This is a genomic window from Actinacidiphila alni, from assembly GCF_900112845.1.
In the GTDB taxonomy this organism is placed as follows: Bacteria; Actinomycetota; Actinomycetes; order Streptomycetales; family Streptomycetaceae; genus Actinacidiphila; species Actinacidiphila alni.
In genome coordinates, this window is sequence record NZ_FONG01000029.1 from 56133 (window position 1) to 71305 (window position 15173).

At 71.8% G+C, this 15173-nt stretch carries 15 protein-coding genes; 9 read left to right on the forward strand and 6 right to left on the reverse strand.

Going from position 1 to position 15173, the window contains the following annotated elements; all coding sequences use genetic code 11:
* The first annotated feature begins 172 nt into the window (after window positions 1–172).
* Window positions 173–1357, forward strand: a complete 1185-nt coding sequence (locus tag BM076_RS32715; RefSeq protein ID WP_245796604.1) for an AI-2E family transporter — start codon at window positions 173–175, stop codon at window positions 1355–1357.
* Between the two features lie 72 nt (window positions 1358–1429).
* On the opposite strand, the gene BM076_RS32720 is transcribed toward BM076_RS32715, so the two are convergent.
* Complete coding sequence (locus BM076_RS32720; RefSeq protein WP_093717393.1) at window positions 1430–1672, reverse strand: hypothetical protein; 243 nt, start codon at window positions 1670–1672, stop codon at window positions 1430–1432.
* A gap of 148 nt (window positions 1673–1820) precedes the next feature.
* Window positions 1821–1982 carry a hypothetical protein gene (locus BM076_RS36905; RefSeq protein WP_177246732.1) on the reverse strand — a complete coding sequence of 54 codons (162 nt, stop codon included), beginning with the start codon at window positions 1980–1982 and terminating at the stop codon, window positions 1821–1823.
* A 270-nt stretch (window positions 1983–2252) separates the two neighbouring features.
* On the opposite strand from BM076_RS36905, the gene BM076_RS32725 reads away from it, so the two are divergent.
* Window positions 2253–4871, forward strand: coding sequence for a glycoside hydrolase family 97 protein (locus BM076_RS32725; RefSeq protein ID WP_245796605.1), 2619 nt, complete (start codon window positions 2253–2255; stop codon window positions 4869–4871).
* A 57-nt stretch (window positions 4872–4928) separates the two neighbouring features.
* Here the strand turns inward: BM076_RS32725 and BM076_RS32730 are convergent, their stop codons facing one another.
* Complete coding sequence (locus BM076_RS32730) at window positions 4929–6053, reverse strand: glycoside hydrolase family 3 N-terminal domain-containing protein (RefSeq protein ID WP_093717394.1); 1125 nt, start codon at window positions 6051–6053, stop codon at window positions 4929–4931.
* A gap of 305 nt (window positions 6054–6358) precedes the next feature.
* On the opposite strand from BM076_RS32730, the gene BM076_RS32735 reads away from it, so the two are divergent.
* A complete protein-coding gene (locus BM076_RS32735; RefSeq protein WP_093717395.1) occupies window positions 6359–8068 on the forward strand; it encodes a ricin-type beta-trefoil lectin domain protein in 1710 nt (569 codons plus the stop codon).
* Window positions 8069–8145: 77 nt separating this feature from the next.
* Here the strand turns inward: BM076_RS32735 and BM076_RS32740 are convergent, their stop codons facing one another.
* Window positions 8146–8409, reverse strand: coding sequence for a GlsB/YeaQ/YmgE family stress response membrane protein (locus BM076_RS32740; protein WP_093717396.1), 264 nt, complete (start codon window positions 8407–8409; stop codon window positions 8146–8148).
* A gap of 277 nt (window positions 8410–8686) precedes the next feature.
* Here BM076_RS32740 and BM076_RS36915 point away from each other — a divergent pair, with 277 nt between their 5' ends.
* From BM076_RS36915 to BM076_RS32760, 6 genes are all read left to right on the forward strand, one after another.
* Window positions 8687–8851: a hypothetical protein gene (locus BM076_RS36915; protein ID WP_177246733.1), complete on the forward strand. Its 165-nt coding sequence runs from the start codon at window positions 8687–8689 to the stop codon at window positions 8849–8851.
* 34 nt (window positions 8852–8885) lie between these two features.
* Window positions 8886–9089 carry a hypothetical protein gene (locus tag BM076_RS36920; protein WP_177246727.1) on the forward strand — a complete coding sequence of 68 codons (204 nt, stop codon included), beginning with the start codon at window positions 8886–8888 and terminating at the stop codon, window positions 9087–9089.
* A 37-nt stretch (window positions 9090–9126) separates the two neighbouring features.
* The gene (locus BM076_RS32750) at window positions 9127–10251 is read left to right on the forward strand and encodes a spore photoproduct lyase family protein (protein ID WP_407640741.1); all 1125 of its coding nucleotides are present in this window, start codon (window positions 9127–9129) and stop codon (window positions 10249–10251) included.
* Window positions 10252–10361: 110 nt separating this feature from the next.
* Entirely contained in the window at window positions 10362–10589 is a 228-nt protein-coding gene (locus tag BM076_RS37805) for a hypothetical protein (RefSeq protein ID WP_322936921.1), read from the forward strand.
* A gap of 89 nt (window positions 10590–10678) precedes the next feature.
* Window positions 10679–11161 (forward strand): carboxylesterase family protein, encoded by a 483-nt coding sequence (locus tag BM076_RS37810; RefSeq protein WP_245796607.1) that lies wholly within the window; start codon window positions 10679–10681, stop codon window positions 11159–11161.
* Between the two features lie 135 nt (window positions 11162–11296).
* The gene (locus BM076_RS32760) at window positions 11297–12754 is read left to right on the forward strand and encodes a serine/threonine-protein kinase (protein WP_093717399.1); all 1458 of its coding nucleotides are present in this window, start codon (window positions 11297–11299) and stop codon (window positions 12752–12754) included.
* Between the two features lie 55 nt (window positions 12755–12809).
* Here the strand turns inward: BM076_RS32760 and BM076_RS32765 are convergent, their stop codons facing one another.
* Window positions 12810–13430, reverse strand: coding sequence for an L-threonylcarbamoyladenylate synthase (locus BM076_RS32765; RefSeq protein WP_093717400.1), 621 nt, complete (start codon window positions 13428–13430; stop codon window positions 12810–12812).
* Window positions 13431–13464: 34 nt separating this feature from the next.
* Window positions 13465–14994, reverse strand: coding sequence for a ricin-type beta-trefoil lectin domain protein (locus BM076_RS37815; protein ID WP_093717401.1), 1530 nt, complete (start codon window positions 14992–14994; stop codon window positions 13465–13467).
* Window positions 14995–15173: the final 179 nt, after the last annotated feature.

Here is a 15173-nt window from a genome sequence, read left to right on the forward strand (position 1 = left end):
GCATACGGTGCCCGGCCAGAAGCCGAGGACGGCTAAGCCCGCCGCACGGCCATCCGACGGCGCGCCGCCGCCCCCGCCCGCGAGCCCGGCCCCGGGACCGACCGAAGAACCGGCCCCGGCTCCACACGCGGACGTGACCCCCGGCGAATGGTCCCCGGCCGCGGACGGACCCTTGGATCCGTCGAGCCCCGACCTCGACGAAGCCTCGGACACCACCGAATACTCAGCTTCGGACGCCACCTCCGACGTGCCCAATCGGCCCTCCCCTTCTGTGGCGGAGCGCCGCCCCCGCCCCTCCGCGGCGGCCCGCCGTGTCAGCCCGAAGCCGACCGCAGGTCATCCCTCCTGGTTCCAGACCGGCTTCGGTCTCGCGCTCGGGGCGATCCTGGCCTGGCTTCTGGTGCAGACGGTGCTCAAGCTCAGTGAGCTGCTGACGCTGCTGCTGCTCTCGGTGTTCATCGCGGTCAGCCTCGAACCGGTGGTGGCGTGGCTCGGGCGGCTCGGGTTGCGGCGGGGCTGGTCGGTCGCGGCGGTGGTGGCCGCGTTCGCCGGGCTCTTGGCCGGCTTCCTCGCCCTGATCATCCCGCCGGTCACGGACGCGGTGAACGCGCTGACCGATGGGATTCCCCGCTGGCGGCAGCAGCTCCACGACCACCACTCCGCCCTCGGCCGCCTGGAGGACCACTACCACGTGCTGGAGAAGGCGCAGTCGGCCCTGGGCTCCGGCGGCGCCTCGCAGGTGGCCGGCGGTGTGCTGGGCGCGGGCCAGCTGGTGATCAGCCTGGTGACCTCCGCGGTCATCGTCGTCACCGTGACCCTCTATGTGATGGCGGGCCTGCCCACGATCAAGCAGTTCTGCTTCCGCTTCGTGCCCGGCAGCCGCCGGCCGCGGGTGGAAACCATCACCGAGGAGATCCTCAGCCGGGTGGGCCGTTACATGCTCGGCAACATCGTCACCTCGGCGATCGCCGGCCTCGCCACCTTCATCTGGTGCGAGGTCGTGGGCGTGCCTTACGCGGCCGCGCTCGGATTCTTCGTGGCCCTGATGGACATGATTCCGGTCATCGGCTCGACGATCGGCGGCGTCGTGGTGAGCCTGGTGGCGCTGATCGTCTCCTTCCCGGTGGCGCTGATCACCGCGGCCTTCTACATCGGCTTCCGCGTCGCCGAGGACTACCTGATCATGCCGCGGGCGATGAAATTCGCCGTGGACGTGCACCCGGTGGTGACCGTCGTCGCGGTGCTCGCCGGAGGCTCCCTGCTCGGCGTCATCGGCGGCCTGGTCGCGATCCCGGCCGCCGTCGCGCTCGGCATCGTGCTGGACGAGTACGTCTTCCCGCGCACCGACGCGTCCTGATGCAAACGTACGGGCGGGCCCGCGGAGGAATCTCCGTGGGCCCGCCCACCGTGCCGCTGTGGCACGGACCGGTCAGTCGGTCACCACGACCTGCCAGACGATCGCCAGCCTCGGCGCCTCCAGCAGCACCCAGTGGGCGTGCATCCCGGGCAGCACCTCCGCCCGCAGACCGACGCCGTCCGGCGTCCCGACACCCGCCGCCGAGGCGTCCGACAGCCGGTCGAGCGCGGCATGGATCTCCTCCTGCCGCTCCGGCCCGTACGTGCCCAGTTCTCTCGCGACCTCAGCCGTGGTCGTCACCCGTACCCCGCTCACGTGCTCACCTTTCCCGCGAAGCGACTCTGGATTCTCGCCTGTCCGCGAAGGTGCTGGTCAAACCGCACCGCGCCGGACGCCGACCGCCGGCCGCCCGACGACGGCGAGGCGGTCTGCTGGCGGGACCGTCCCGGACGGACTCGCCGCCTCACGGCGTGTCCCCGGACGTGGTCTCCTCGGTGGTCTGCCGTCGCTCCTCCTCGACAGCCTCGCCGTACGCCGCGAGAACCTCGTCCATCACCTCGTCCTCCAGGCTCTCCCTCTGGTAGATCGTCTTGTCCTCGGCGGATGCGCTCGTCTCATCGCTCATGCGCATCGTGTTTCCCCAGGTTTCAAGGTGACGCCGCCGGGCGCGCACCGATTGCACGAAGCGGACCACGCGGGACGCGGGACGTTGAATCTTGTGCCTTTAGGCCCTCGCGGCGTTTGTCGTGCGGCCGTCTTGACGCTCAATCAAACATGACCCCACACTGTCGCGCAGCCTTGCCCAAGGTCTCGGCCGCGCGCCCGGCACCGCACACGGCGCCGTACCGACGAAGTCCTGCCCCCCACTGGCGAAGCACTGGCAAAGGACCACGCGATGCAACGACTCCTGCGCACCCTCGCACCGCTGTGGGTGCTCGCCCTGCTGGCCGCCGCACTGGTCGTGACCGCGCTGCCCGCCCAGGCGGCCACCGGCTGGACCGTCACCGGCCCGTCCGCGAACTCCCCGACGGCCGCCCAAATCACCCTGGAAAACGGCACGTTGACCTTCGCCGCCACCAGCCGCGGCCAGAGCGTGCTGTCACCGTCCCCGATCGGGATCCGCACCGGCGCCGCCGACCTCACGAGGAATCTGACCTTCCTCGGGCGCAGCGACCGCACCGTGACCGAGTCGTACGCCATGACCACCGGCAAGAGCAGCCACCGCTCCACGGCCTACACCGAGTCCACCCTGTCGTTCTCCGGCGACGGCGGCTCCCGCCTCGACGTCGTGGTCCGCGCCTCCGACACCGGCGTCGCGTACCGCTACGTCCTTCCGGGCAGCGGATCGGTGACCGTGACCGGTGAGGCGTCGTCCTGGACCGTACCGTCCGCCTCGCCCGCGTGGCTGGTGCCGCCCGACCAGGAGGACCAGGGCCAGTGGTTCGGCACCACCGCGGGCGGCGCGCCGGCCAACACCTACCACCTGCCCGCGCTCTTCCAGTCAGGCGGCGCGTACGCGCTGGTCGCCGAGACCGACCTCGACGGCCGCTACGCCGCCTCTTACCTGGAGCACACCGCGGGCAGCGCGACGTACACCGTCCGGCTGGCGAGTTCCGTGACCGCCTCGCTGCCGCTGTCCACACCGTGGCGTACCGCCTCGCTGGGCTCGCTCGCCGAGGTCACCCAGTCCACGATCGTCGACGACCTGGCCACCCCCTCGAAGGTCGCGGACACCTCCTGGATCAAGCCCGGCGCGGTCGCCTGGTCCTGGCTGACCGAGCACGGCAGCCCGTCCAGCGAGGCCCGGCAGAAGCAGTACATCGACTTCGCCCAGCGCCAGGGCTGGGGCTACGTACTGATCGACGAGGGCTGGTCGTCCTCCTGGGTGCCCGACGTCGTCTCCTACGCCAGGGCCCACGGCGTCCAGGTCATCCTGTGGTTCAACTCCGCCGACCTCAAGACGGCCGCGCAGCGCGCCAGTCGGCTGCCGCAGGTGAAGAGCTGGGGCGTGGCCGGCGTCAAGATCGATTTCATCGACGAGTACACCCAGCCGACCCTGCAGTGGTACGACGCCGTCCTGGCGCAGACCGCCGACCTCAAGCTCATGGTCAACTTCCACGGCACCGCCATGCCGCGCGGCATGCAGCGCACTTGGCCCCAGGTCGTGGCCGCGGAAGCGGTCTACGGCTCGGAGCAGTTCCACAACCGCGCCGCTTTCGACACCATCCTGCCCTTCACCCGGAATGTGATCTCCAGCATGGACTTCACCCCGGTCGTGTTCAGCATGACCGGCCGCGACACCACCGACGCCCACGAACTGGCCACTTCGGTCGTCTTCGAATCCGGCTGGCAGCACTTCGCCGACAGCCCCGAGAGCTACGAGTCCCACCCCGAGGCGCTGCGCATCCTCGACCAACTGCCCACCGCCTGGGACGAGACACGACTGCTCGGCGGCAGCCCCGGCAAGGAGGCGTACGTCGCCCGCAGGTCCGGCGGCCGCTGGTTCGTCGGCGGGATCTCCGCCCTGCCGGCCAAGACCTTCACCGCGCCGCTGTCCTTCCTCGGTACGGGACAGTGGCTGGCTGAGACCGTCCGCGACGGCGCCGCCGGCCTGACCCACGACACCCGCGTCGTCACCGCCGCCGACACCCTGTCCGTGACCGAGGCCGCCAACGGCGGCTTCACCACCGCCCTGTGCCCCTACACCGCCGGCATGACCACCTGCGACCCGCACGGCCAGGCCAGCGCGCTCAAGGGCACCCAGTCCGGACTGTGCGCCGACGTGCCGGGCGCCTCGCAGACCAACGGCACCCGCGTCGCCCTGTGGGACTGCAACGGCCAGACGAACCAGAACTGGACGCTGTCCCCGTCCGGCGAACTGACCGTCTACGGCGGCACGAAGTGCCTGGGCACCGCGGGTGGCAGTACGGCCGGCGGCGCGGCCGTGGTCATCGACGCCTGCTCGGGCGCCGCCACCCAGCACTGGTCGCTCGGTGCGAACGGCAGCGTCGTCAATACCGGCTCCGGCAGCTGCCTCGACGCGTACGACAACGGCACCGCCACCGGCACCCCGCTGGAGATCTGGGCGTGCAACGGCCAGGCCAACCAGAGCTGGACGCGCGCCAACACCACCACCGCCTTCAAGGGCACGCAGTCCGGTCGCTGCCTCGACCTCCCGAACGGCAACCAGGCCAACGGCACCCGCCCCGCCCTGTGGGACTGCAATGGCGGCACCAACCAGTCCTGGACCTCCACCGTCACCGGCGAGTTGACCGTCTTCGCCAACCGCTGCCTCGACACCGTCGGCGGCGCCACCGCGGACGGCACCCGCGTCCAGATCCTCGACTGCGACGGCGCCGCCACCCAGCAGTGGCGCGTCCGCTCCGACGGCACGATCGTCAACACCGCGTCCGGCAGCTGTCTCGACGCGTACGACAACGGCACCGCCAACGGCACCCCGCTGGAGCTGTGGCCCTGCAACGGCGGCACGAACCAGCTCTGGAGCCGTATCTGAGGACCGGGGGCGTCCCTCGCCCGGCCGCCGCGGGGCCGGGCGGAGGCCGCCCATGGGTCAGGCGAGGGTCTGCCGCAGTGAAGTGACGCGCTGCACGGCGGCGTTGAAGGCGTCGGCGGCCAACTGGCCTCCGGTGTAGGCGTTCGCGAGCGCAGTCACCGCACTGTCGCCCTGGGCGGTGTCCCGCGCCGAGCACAGCAGCAGGTCCATCCCCGCGCCCGCGGCCAGCACCGCACGCTGGGCGGTGCTGTAGGACGCGCTGATGGCGTGCGCCTCCAAGGCGTCGGTGACGGTGACCCCGGTGAAGCCCAGGCGCCCGCGCAGTTCCTGCTGGACGATCGTGGCGGACAGGCCGGCCGGACGGCTCGCGTCGAGCGCCGGATAGACCGCCCACGACAGCATGACGAGGTCGACGCCCGCCGTGATGGCCGTCCGGTACGGCACCTCGTCGACGGCGCGGAGCGTGGCAAGGCTCTGCGTGAGCGTGACGGGGCCGAGGTCGGTGTTCTGCCCGGCGGTCGCCGCGCCGAGACCGGGGAAGTGCTTCGCGGTCGCGGCGACATGGTTGGTCTGCTGGGCGGCGATGAAGGCCCGGCCGAGCGAGGCGACCGCGTTCGGATCGCTGCTGTAGGACCGCTGGTCGCGGTCGATGAAGTTGCCCGCCTGGTAGAACACGTCGAGCACCGGCGCGAGATTGACGTTCATGCCCACCCCGGACAGATTCTGTCCCGCGCCCGAACCGGCGCGCGAGGCGTCGATCTGGGCCTGCGAGGACTGGCCGATCTGCTTCTCCGAGAGCGAGGGCGCGCCGGGAAGGCGGCGGATCAGGCCGCCCTCCTGATCGGTCATCAGCAGCAGCGGCGCGGCGACCGGACCGTCGGCGGCGGCCTGCGCCAACTGCGCGGTGACAGCGGCGATCTGGCTCTCCGAGGCGATGTTCTCGCCGAAGAAGATCACCCCCGCAGCCCGGCCCTCGCCGATCGCGGACAACAACGCGGCCGGGGGAGTGAGGCCGGGATAGGAGTAGATGACGCGCTGTCCGGCGAGCTGACGTGCGGTCAGTGCGGACGGACTCACCGCGGCGGCACGGGCATCGGTACCGACAGCGGCGGCCGTGGCGGCCGCACCCGCGGCGGCCAGCAGGGTGCGGCGGCGGACGGCGGGGTCACGGGGTGCATTCATGGCGGCCTCTTCCGGCGTGGGGTGGTGAGAGTTTTTCCGCGTTCATGACATGCGTGGCGAGAGTGACCGTACGCCACCGGGGGTGTTCGGGAAAGAGCGCCGAGAGAGTGCGGCCCGCCCCGTACCTTCGATCGTGGATGCTCAATGATGCTCGGTCAAATGCTGTACCGCGCACTTGTGAACAGTCGTGGGCATGCTCTAGCGTCCAACCGCACACGCGGATCCCGCGTTCCACGGAGCGCGAGCCCCTGACCGTCGGCATCCCCCCTCGCTCCGCAAGCGTCACTCACGCAAAGGAGACCCCCATGCCACGCTTCCGCCTCGCGCGCGGCGCCGCCACGCTGGCCGTCCTGGCCGCCGCCCTCGCGACCCTGCCGCAGACCGCCGTCGCGCAGACCGCTCCCGTCGTCCGGGCCGCCGCCCCGACCGCCGCCGCCGCGACGCTCGCCGCGACCCCGCCGATGGGCTGGAACGACTGGGCGCACTACCAGTGCGGCGTCACCGAACAGATCGTCACGGCGAACGCCGACGCGCTGGTGTCCTCAGGGCTCGCGGACAAGGGCTACGACACCGTCACGGTCGACGACTGCTGGATGGCCAAGTCCCGCGACAGCGCAGGGAAACTGGTTGCCGACCCGGTGAAGTTCCCGCACGGCATGGCCTGGCTCGGCTCCTACCTGCACGCCCGCGGCCTGAAGTTCGGCATCTACGAGGACGCGGGCTCCGCCACCTGCGGCGGCTACCCCGGCAGCGGTCGGACGCAGAGCGGCGGCGCGGACCACTTCGCCACCGACGCCGCCTCCTTCGCCGCGTGGGGTGTGGACTACCTCAAGCTCGACGGCTGCAACGTGATCGTCGGCTCCGGCCAGACCCAGGAACAGGCGTACCGCCAGGCGTACGACGCACAAGCGGCCGCCCTGCGCGGCTCCGGCCGGGCCATTGTCTTCTCCGAGTCCGCGCCCGCCTACTTCCAGAGCGGCGAATGGGGCAACCCCACCTGGTTCGACGTGCTGTCCTGGGTCGGCTCCGACGGCCAACTCTGGCGCGAGGGAACGGACATCGCGACCTTCGACAGCACCCGGCCGGGCGCGAGCCGCTGGGCGAGCGTACTGGGCAACTACGGCTACAACCGCTGGATCGGCCGCTACGCCGCACCCGGCAACTGGAACGACCCCGACTTCCTGATCGCCGGCGCCGGCGGGCTCACCGACGACGAATCACGCAGCCAGGTCGCCCTCTGGTCGATGATGGCGGCCCCGATGATCCTCTCCTCGGACGTCTCCGCGCTGACCACCGCGGCCCGCGCGGCACTCGGCAACACCGACCTGATCGCGGTCGACCAGGACCCCGCGGGCCACCAGGCGGCGGTCGTCTCCAGCTCCGCGACGACCGATGTGCTGGCCCGGCCGCTGGCCGACGGCGGCCGAGCGGTCGCCGTCCTCAACCGCGGCTCCACCGCGCGCGCCGTCACCACGAGACTGACCGATGTCGGCCTGCCGGGCTGCACCGTCACGGCCAAGGACCTGTGGACCGGCGCCACCTCCACCACGAGTGACGCACTCACCGCCACCGTCCCCGCGCACGGCACAGCGATCTGGCGGCTCACCCCGGGCAGCGGCTGCGCGGCGGCCGTCCCCACCGGCCAGCTGACCGGCAACGGCGCCAAATGCGCCGACGTGACCGGAAGCGGCACGGCGGACGGCACCCCGGTCATCCTCTACACCTGCACCGGGGGCGCGAACCAGCGCTGGACCCTGTCCGCCGACCACACCGTGCGCTCGCTCGGCAAATGCCTCACCGCGAGCGGCACCACCGCCGGGAGCAAGGCCGTCCTGTCGGGCTGTTCCTCGGCCGCCGCGCAGCACTGGACCGCCGCCCCCGACGGCACCCTCGTGAACTCCGCCTCCGGCCTGTGCCTCGACGTCTACGGCGGAGCCACCGCCGACAGCACCGCCCTGGACACCTGGACCTGCGGGCACCTCCAGGCCAACCAGGTCTGGGCACTGCCCCTGTGACGGACCGCCGAACGACAGCCTGACACGGGTGCGCCCGGCCCTCCGAAGGGATGGAGGACCGGGCGCGGACCGACGCTTCAGGCGCGGCGGCCGGTGAGCACGCGGTAGACCGCGAGCAGGATCATCGAGCCGACGATCGCCGCGATCCAGGTCGACAGGTGGAAGAACCCGTTGATCGAGTGGACGTGGAAGATCACCTTGCCCAGCCAGCCGCCCAGCAGACCGCCGGCGATACCGATGAGCATCGTGATGATGAGGCCCCCCGGGTCACGGCCGGGCATGAGCGCCTTCGCGATCGCTCCGGCCAGGATTCCGATGATGATCCACGCGACGATTCCCACGGCTCTGCTCCTCCGACGGTTATGGCATGTTCTTGTCGAGCACCGTCTGTGCCGAGGTTTCTCGCTCAAACCTTCGATCCGTTCGTCGCCCGTGAACCGGTTGTGGACCGGTTGTGGACCGCGGTAGTTGAGCGGTCGGCCGCCGGGTAGGCGTAGCGGCATGACGCAGCCTGATGACAGCGCTCCCGTTCACCGCGCCCCGGCCGGCACGGAACCCGACTCCGCGGTCCGACACTGGGGCCGGCGGTTGTACCTGCTCGGAGCACTCGTGTACGCGGTGGGAATCTCTGTGGCGCTGCTGGTCGGCCGCCCTACGGCACGCGCCGCCGGCTGGACCGTCGCCTGGGCGGCGATCGTCCTCGCCGCGGGTGGCGCCGGCCTTCTCCTGCTGAGACGCCACAAGGCCGCCAAGGCCCGCCGGTCGGTCGGTGACGGAGTGTGAGCGGGAGCGGCTCGATGACGCGAGGGACGCCCGTATGAGCACGCCGCTGTGGATCGTGTCGGGTGCGGCGGCGTTCTTGCTGCTCGCGGCGGTCCTGGTGGCCGTCCGCCGGCCGCGGGCGGCTCCGGCAGGGGACAATGACCGAGCGGCCGCACCGGCGACCGCCGGTTCCGCCGTACCCGCGGCGTACCGCTCCGTCGACCGCGAGGGAACTCGCCGTGCCCGGCCCGACGCATGACCCCGCGCCCCTACCGGCCGAGCCGGAGCAGCCGGCGCTGTTCGACTGGGAGGACACGGTGCCGCCGGTCCACGACGACCGCCGGTCGTACGACTCGCCCGCCGCGCGTCGGCTGCTGGACATCCGAGCGGTCTACGCCGAGCCCGCGGCAGCCGCTTCGCCGCGCGGCCGGCAGATCCTCGCGGGCCTGCCCGGCGTCCCCGTCACCGAGGTGAGCAGCCACTGGCGCATCCCCTCGCTGCACGGCAACGACGGAAATGTCGCGCGGTGGACCCGCGTGAAGACCGAGACACTCGTGCTCGGCGTCAAGCGGACCCTCGCCACACGCCCCAACGGCCGCTCGGCGGACTGGATCGCCCCCGGCGCCTCCAACGGCTGTGCGATGGCCTGCGCCTACTGCTACGTGCCGCGCCGCAAGGGATACGCCAATCCGATCACGCTCTTCACCAACATCGAGGCGATCGTCGAGCACGTGCGGCGCCACGTACGGGCGCAGGGACCCAAGCGCGAGCCGAATCAGTGCGATCCGCACGCGTGGGTGTACGACATCGGCGAGAACGGTGACTGCTCGGTGGACGACCTGCTGTGCGACAACACGGCCGACCTCGTCGCGGCCTTCCGTAGCCTGCCGACGGCGAAAGCCTCCTTCGCCACCAAGTTCGTCAACCCCGCTCTCCTCGACCTCGACCCGCGGGGGCGCACCCGCATCCGCTTCTCGCTGATGCCCGCCGACGACTCCAAGCTGCTGGACATCCGGACCAGCCCGGTGGCCGAACGTATCGCCGCCGCCGCGGACTTCCACGACGCCGGCTACGAGGTCCACTTCAACCTGTCACCGGTCGTCCTGCGCCAGGGGTGGCAGCGCGACTGGGCCGAGCTGCTCGGCCACCTCGACGACGTGCTGCCCGCCCGGGTCAAGCAGCAGGCCGCCGCGGAAATCATCATGCTGACGCACAATCAGGCGCTCCACGAGGTGAACCTCGGCTGGCATCCGCGCGCCGAGGACGTCCTGTGGCAGCCCGAGGCCCAGGAGAACAAGCGCTCACAGAACGGCGCGGTCAACGTCCGCTACACGCCCGGCGTCAAGAGCGGCGCCATCGACCGGCTGACAGGCATCATCGCCTCCCGCGCGCCGTGGCTCCGCGTCCGCTACGCCTTCTGAGCCCCCTCGCCCGGCGCACCACCGACCGTGCGAGGAAGGTCCCGGGTCCGCAAGGGTCCTGCCGGGTGGACCCCGCCGCATCGGCCCGCGAGGCTGGGTAGGGTCGGCCCGTGGACCGCGGCAGCGAGGTGGACGTGATCGCCGGGGGAGCAGGTGGCGACCTGCCGGGCGCCGCGGCGCGGGCGCTGTGGTGGGGATCGGCCGGTCTGGTGCTCGCCGTCCCCGGCGCCTCGGTGCTGGTCGTCGGCGCGGAGCACGGCGGACGGCTGACCGTGGCCGTGCTGCTGGTGCTCGTCCAGGCCGTCGCCCTGCGGTGGGCGACGCAGGCCCCGTCCTGATCGGCGCCAATCACGACGAGGGGAACGGCTGAGCGGCCGGCATCATCGACGCCGGCTATGCGGTCACCCCCGAGACCTGGCCGGACGTCGTGGACGCCTTCTTTCCCGGCCGCACAGAGGCGATCGTCCACCAGTACCCGGTGCGGGGCAGCGACGGCGGCCCGGTGTTCGGCGAGGTCATCGGCGACGCCGACTTCGCCTGCCCGACCGCGCGCACCGAGGACCGGCTCGCCGCGTACGTGCCCGGATGGTCGTACGAATTCGCCGACGAGCACGCGCCGCCGGTCACCTCGGGCACACCGCCGTTCCCGCCCAGCGCCCCGCACGCCGCCGAACTGCCGTATCTGTTCGACCTGGGCGGCCGCCCCCGCGACCTGACGGCCGCCCAGCAGCGCCTCGTCGGCACGATGATCGACTACTGGACGCGCTTCGCCCGCACCGCCGACCCGAACGGCCCCTCGTCACCGCACTGGTCCCGCCGGACGGTCCTGTCCCTGGCGCCGGACCACGTCGTCCCGACCCGCACCTTCACGGTCCGCCACCACTGCGCCTTCTGGGACGGCCTCGGCTGAGGGACGACCGCCACGTCGTACGTAACTTCTGCCACTGCGGTGACATGCCCCCGCGAATGCCGGGCACGCGTCGCTGCGGGCGGTCGTGACGCACCGCCCGTGCGATATCCCACGGTGGGAAGGGGCGTCCGCCCGATGCTGCTGGCTGAGCGATACCGGATGCAGGAGCCGATCGGCCATGGCGGCATGGGCGAGGTCTGGCGCGCCCAGGACGACCGGCTCGGCCGGACCGTGGCCGTGAAGCTGCTGTCAGGACCGGGCGCCGCCGAGCGCCCGCAGGCCACACGCTTCGAACGCGAGGCGCGCATATCGGCCCGGCTGCACCACCCCCATGTGGTGAGCGTGTACGACTTCGGCGTGTACGAGGGCCGTTGCTTCCTGGTCATGGAATACGTCGAGGGCGGCACGCTGGCCGACGAACTGCGCCGCGCCGGACCGCTCTGCCTGGATCGCGTCGCCGCGCTCGCCGGCCAGACCGCCGAGGGCCTGGCGGCGGCGCACCGTCAGGGCATCGTGCACCGTGACGTCAAGCCCTCCAATGTGCTGGTCGACGGCGAGGGAGCCCCGAAGATCGCCGACTTCGGCATCGCGCGCCTGCACGGCGCGGAGACGACCACCGAGGCGACCGCGGCCGGTGAGGTGCGGGGCACCACCCTGTACGTGGCGCCGGAAACCGTGCTCGGGCGGCCGACGACCGCCGCGGGCGACGTCTACTCACTGGGCTGTTCGCTGTACGAACTGCTCACCGGGCGGCCTCCGTTCCAGGCCGAGACACCTATCGCCGTGCTCTGGCAGCACGTCGAGCGGCCCTTGGAACCCCTGGCGCGGTTCCGTCCGCAGGCCCCCGCCGACATGTGCTGTTACATCGAGGCGATGCTGGCCAAGGACCCGGCACGGCGCCCCGAGGCCGTCGACGTCGCGGACCGGTTCGCGGGCGGAATGTGGGACGGCGTGCCCCTGTCCGGAGGGCCGGCCACCCTGGCGCTGCCCGATCCCGGGCCCGTCACCCTGGCGACCACGACCCCCGTCCCCGTACCGCGCGGCACCGCCCACCCGGTTCCGTCGCATGCCCTGCCGCGCAAGCGCGGGAACGGCAGGCGCGTACTGCTCGGCGGCGCGGTCGCCGCGGCGGCGGTGGCGGCGGTGACCGTCGTCCTCGCGTCGACCGGCGCCGATGGGCACGCTCCCGTCCCGCCGTCGGCCGTGACATCCCCGTCCGCGACGGTCCACCACAAGGGCGCTACGTCACGGCCCGCGCAAGTCCGCGACGCCGACGCACCCGCCGACACCTCTGGCGCTTCCGCCGACCCGGCGGCGGGACGAAGCACTTCGGCCCCGCCCACGCACACCACGGCGCCGCCGTCAGGGGCCGTGTCCGCCCCTGCGTCCACCGCCGGAGGCGGAGCCGGAGCGCCGAAGCCCTCGGACACCGGGTCCGCGTCGGACACTCCGACGCCGACGGGCACGGACAGCGGCAGCGCCCCGCCCACCGACCAGCAGGCGCCCCCGACCACCGGTTCTGCCCCGACCGACGCTCCCACCGGGCCGACGGATCCGCCGGCCACCCAGAGCGGGCCGACCGACGCCCCGTGACGCGGGAGCCGCGTCGCGCGGGAGGAGGCGGCCCCGTCCCGGCTCCCGGTCCCGGCTACTCGAACCGCGCCAGGTCCCCTGCGCCGCGGCGCAGCACCTCGGGCTCGTCACCGGAGAAGTCGATGACGCTGGTGGGCTCGGTGCCGCAGTCGCCGGAGTCCACCACGGCGTCCAGCACATGGTCGAGCCGCTCCTTGATCTCCCAGCCCTGCGTCAGCGGCTCGGCCTCGTCGGGCAGCAGCAGAGTGCTGGAGACCAGCGGTTCGCCGAGGTCGGCGAGCAGCGCCTGCGTCACGACGTGATCGGGGATGCGGACGCCGACGGTGCGCTTCTTCGGGTGCAGCAGCTGGCGCGGCACCTCCTTCGTCGCCGGCAGGATGAAGGTGTAACTGCCGGGCGTCGCCGCCTTGACCGCGCGGAAGACGTCGTTGTCGATCTGCACGAACTGGCCGAGCTGCGCGAAATTCTGGCAGACCAGGGTGAAGTGGTGCCGGTCGTCGAGGTGGCGGACGGACCGGATGCGGTCGATGCCGTCGCGGTTGCCCAGGCCGCAGCCGAGCGCGTAGCAGGAGTCGGTCGGGTAGGCGACGAGCCCGCCCGACCGAATCGTGTCGGCCACGGCGCTGATGATCCGGGGCTGGGGGTTGTCCGGGTGTACGTCGAAGTAGCGAGCCACTCGCCCACCCTAGGGGTACGGACGCGTCCCCGGATCAGATCCAGGGCGTCGGCGCGCCCAAGGTGGCGAAGTCGATCGCGTCGATCTCGGCGTAGCAGGCCCCCTTGGCGAACCGTACGGTGTTGGCGCCCTGCTGGAGCTGCACGTCGACGCCGGTCATCGACCACTCGTCCCAGCCGTACGCCGGATAGGAGACGGTGACGGCGGATCCGCCGTTGACGGTCAGCAGATGCGTGCAGGTCGTCCCCATACCGTTGCCGCCGCGGACGTACATGCGGTAGGCGCCGGTGTAGGGCGCGGTGATCGTGTACTGCAAGTAGCTGTCGGCGTTGTCGATGTGACCGGCCTTCACCCCGCCGGAAGCGGTCGGGCTGGACGGCAGGTCGGCGTCGTGGACCGTGGCGTAGGCCGGATTCTCCGCCTCCCAGCGGGTGACCGGCGACGAGATCAGCGCCGCGTACCAGCGCGCGGCCATCTTGGAGTAGCCGCCCGCCGTCGGGTGCACACCGTCGGCCAGATCGGCGGTCGTCAGGGCCGTGTGCATCGACACGAAGTGCACATGTCGGCCCTGCGCGGCGAGCGCGGACACCACGCCCGGCACCGCCGCGTTGTACTGCTCGGCGCGGCTTTCGAGCGTCGGGTCGGCGAGCGGGATCAGGTCGCTGACCAGCACGTCGGCGCCGGGAGCGGCGTCGGTGATGTGCGTGAGCAGGGTGGACAGCCGGGCCGGGGCGCCGGCCGGATCGTAGTTCTGCGTCATGTCGTTGGTGCCGATGTGCAGCAGGATCGTACGGGGCGAGGTGGCGCGCACCCACGCGGCGGCGTGCGCGTCGATCTCGTCGATCCGCCAGCCCGGGTGGCCCTCGTGGTCGTGGTCGCCGAGCCGCGCGGGCCCGTTGGACTGGGAGCCGACGAAGTCGTCGGTGTGGCCGTCGGCCGCCAGATACTGCCACAGGTCCGACCGGTAGCCGCCGGGAACGTTGAACCCGTCGGTGATCGAGTCGCCCAGCGGCATGATGAGTACGCCGCCGTTGGACTCGCCGGTCGCGGCACCGATCCTGAACTGCTGGGCGGCGCTGCCGTTGCAGTCCCAGATCTGCAGGCGGGTGCCGTTGGCGGTGGCGCCGCTGGGGGAGTCAAGACAGCGGCCGGACTGCGGATTGAACAGCGAACCGTTCGCGCGCTGCTGCCAGTTCTGGCCGCCGACCCCGTTGCAGTCCCACAGCTCGACCTTGGTGCCGGCCGCGGTGCCGTTGCCGTTGATGTCCAGGCAGCGCCCGAGGACGGTCAGCGAACCGTTGGCCCCCCGCGTCCAGTGCTGGTCGAACGCCTGCGGCTGGCACGCCCACAACTGGACGGCCGCGCCGTTGACGCCGATGTCGTCGCCGCTCACGTCCACGCAGGTACCGCCGGGCCCGGTGATGGTGGAACCGGCGGGCGCGGCCTGCGCGGGAGCGCCGGTCAGGAGCAGGCCGGTGAAGGTACCGAGGACGAGACCGGCGGTCGTCGCCGCCGACACCAGCGCTCTACGGGACCTGGCGACGGTGAATTTCGCTGTCCGCATGCGGTGCTCCTGGAAGTGGGGGGGATGGAGCTGAACTCGCCCTGATCGCGGGCCAGTCGGTACGTGCTGTGCGGGGCTGAACGGAAGCTACGCCCGCTGTGCGGACGCGTCAATATTTGTTGCGTTTCTCCCCGATCGTGGCCTGAACCATGTTCGTGAATGTGCTCCTGTGTGGGCCA

What these genes read in the sequence shown, in the direction of transcription:
- BM076_RS36905 (WP_177246732.1), bottom strand. Translation starts at nt 1,982, where the DNA reads ATGAGCGATGAGACGAGCGCATCCGCCGAGGACAAGACGATCTACCAG.
- BM076_RS32725 (WP_245796605.1), top strand. Translation starts at nt 2,253, where the DNA reads ATGCAACGACTCCTGCGCACCCTCGCACCGCTGTGGGTGCTCGCCCTG.
- BM076_RS32730 (WP_093717394.1), bottom strand. Translation starts at nt 6,053, where the DNA reads ATGAATGCACCCCGTGACCCCGCCGTCCGCCGCCGCACCCTGCTGGCC.
- BM076_RS32735 (WP_093717395.1), top strand. Translation starts at nt 6,359, where the DNA reads ATGCCACGCTTCCGCCTCGCGCGCGGCGCCGCCACGCTGGCCGTCCTG.
- BM076_RS36920 (WP_177246727.1), top strand. Translation starts at nt 8,886, where the DNA reads ATGAGCACGCCGCTGTGGATCGTGTCGGGTGCGGCGGCGTTCTTGCTG.
- BM076_RS32760 (WP_093717399.1), top strand. Translation starts at nt 11,297, where the DNA reads ATGCTGCTGGCTGAGCGATACCGGATGCAGGAGCCGATCGGCCATGGC.
- BM076_RS37815 (WP_093717401.1), bottom strand. Translation starts at nt 14,994, where the DNA reads ATGCGGACAGCGAAATTCACCGTCGCCAGGTCCCGTAGAGCGCTGGTG.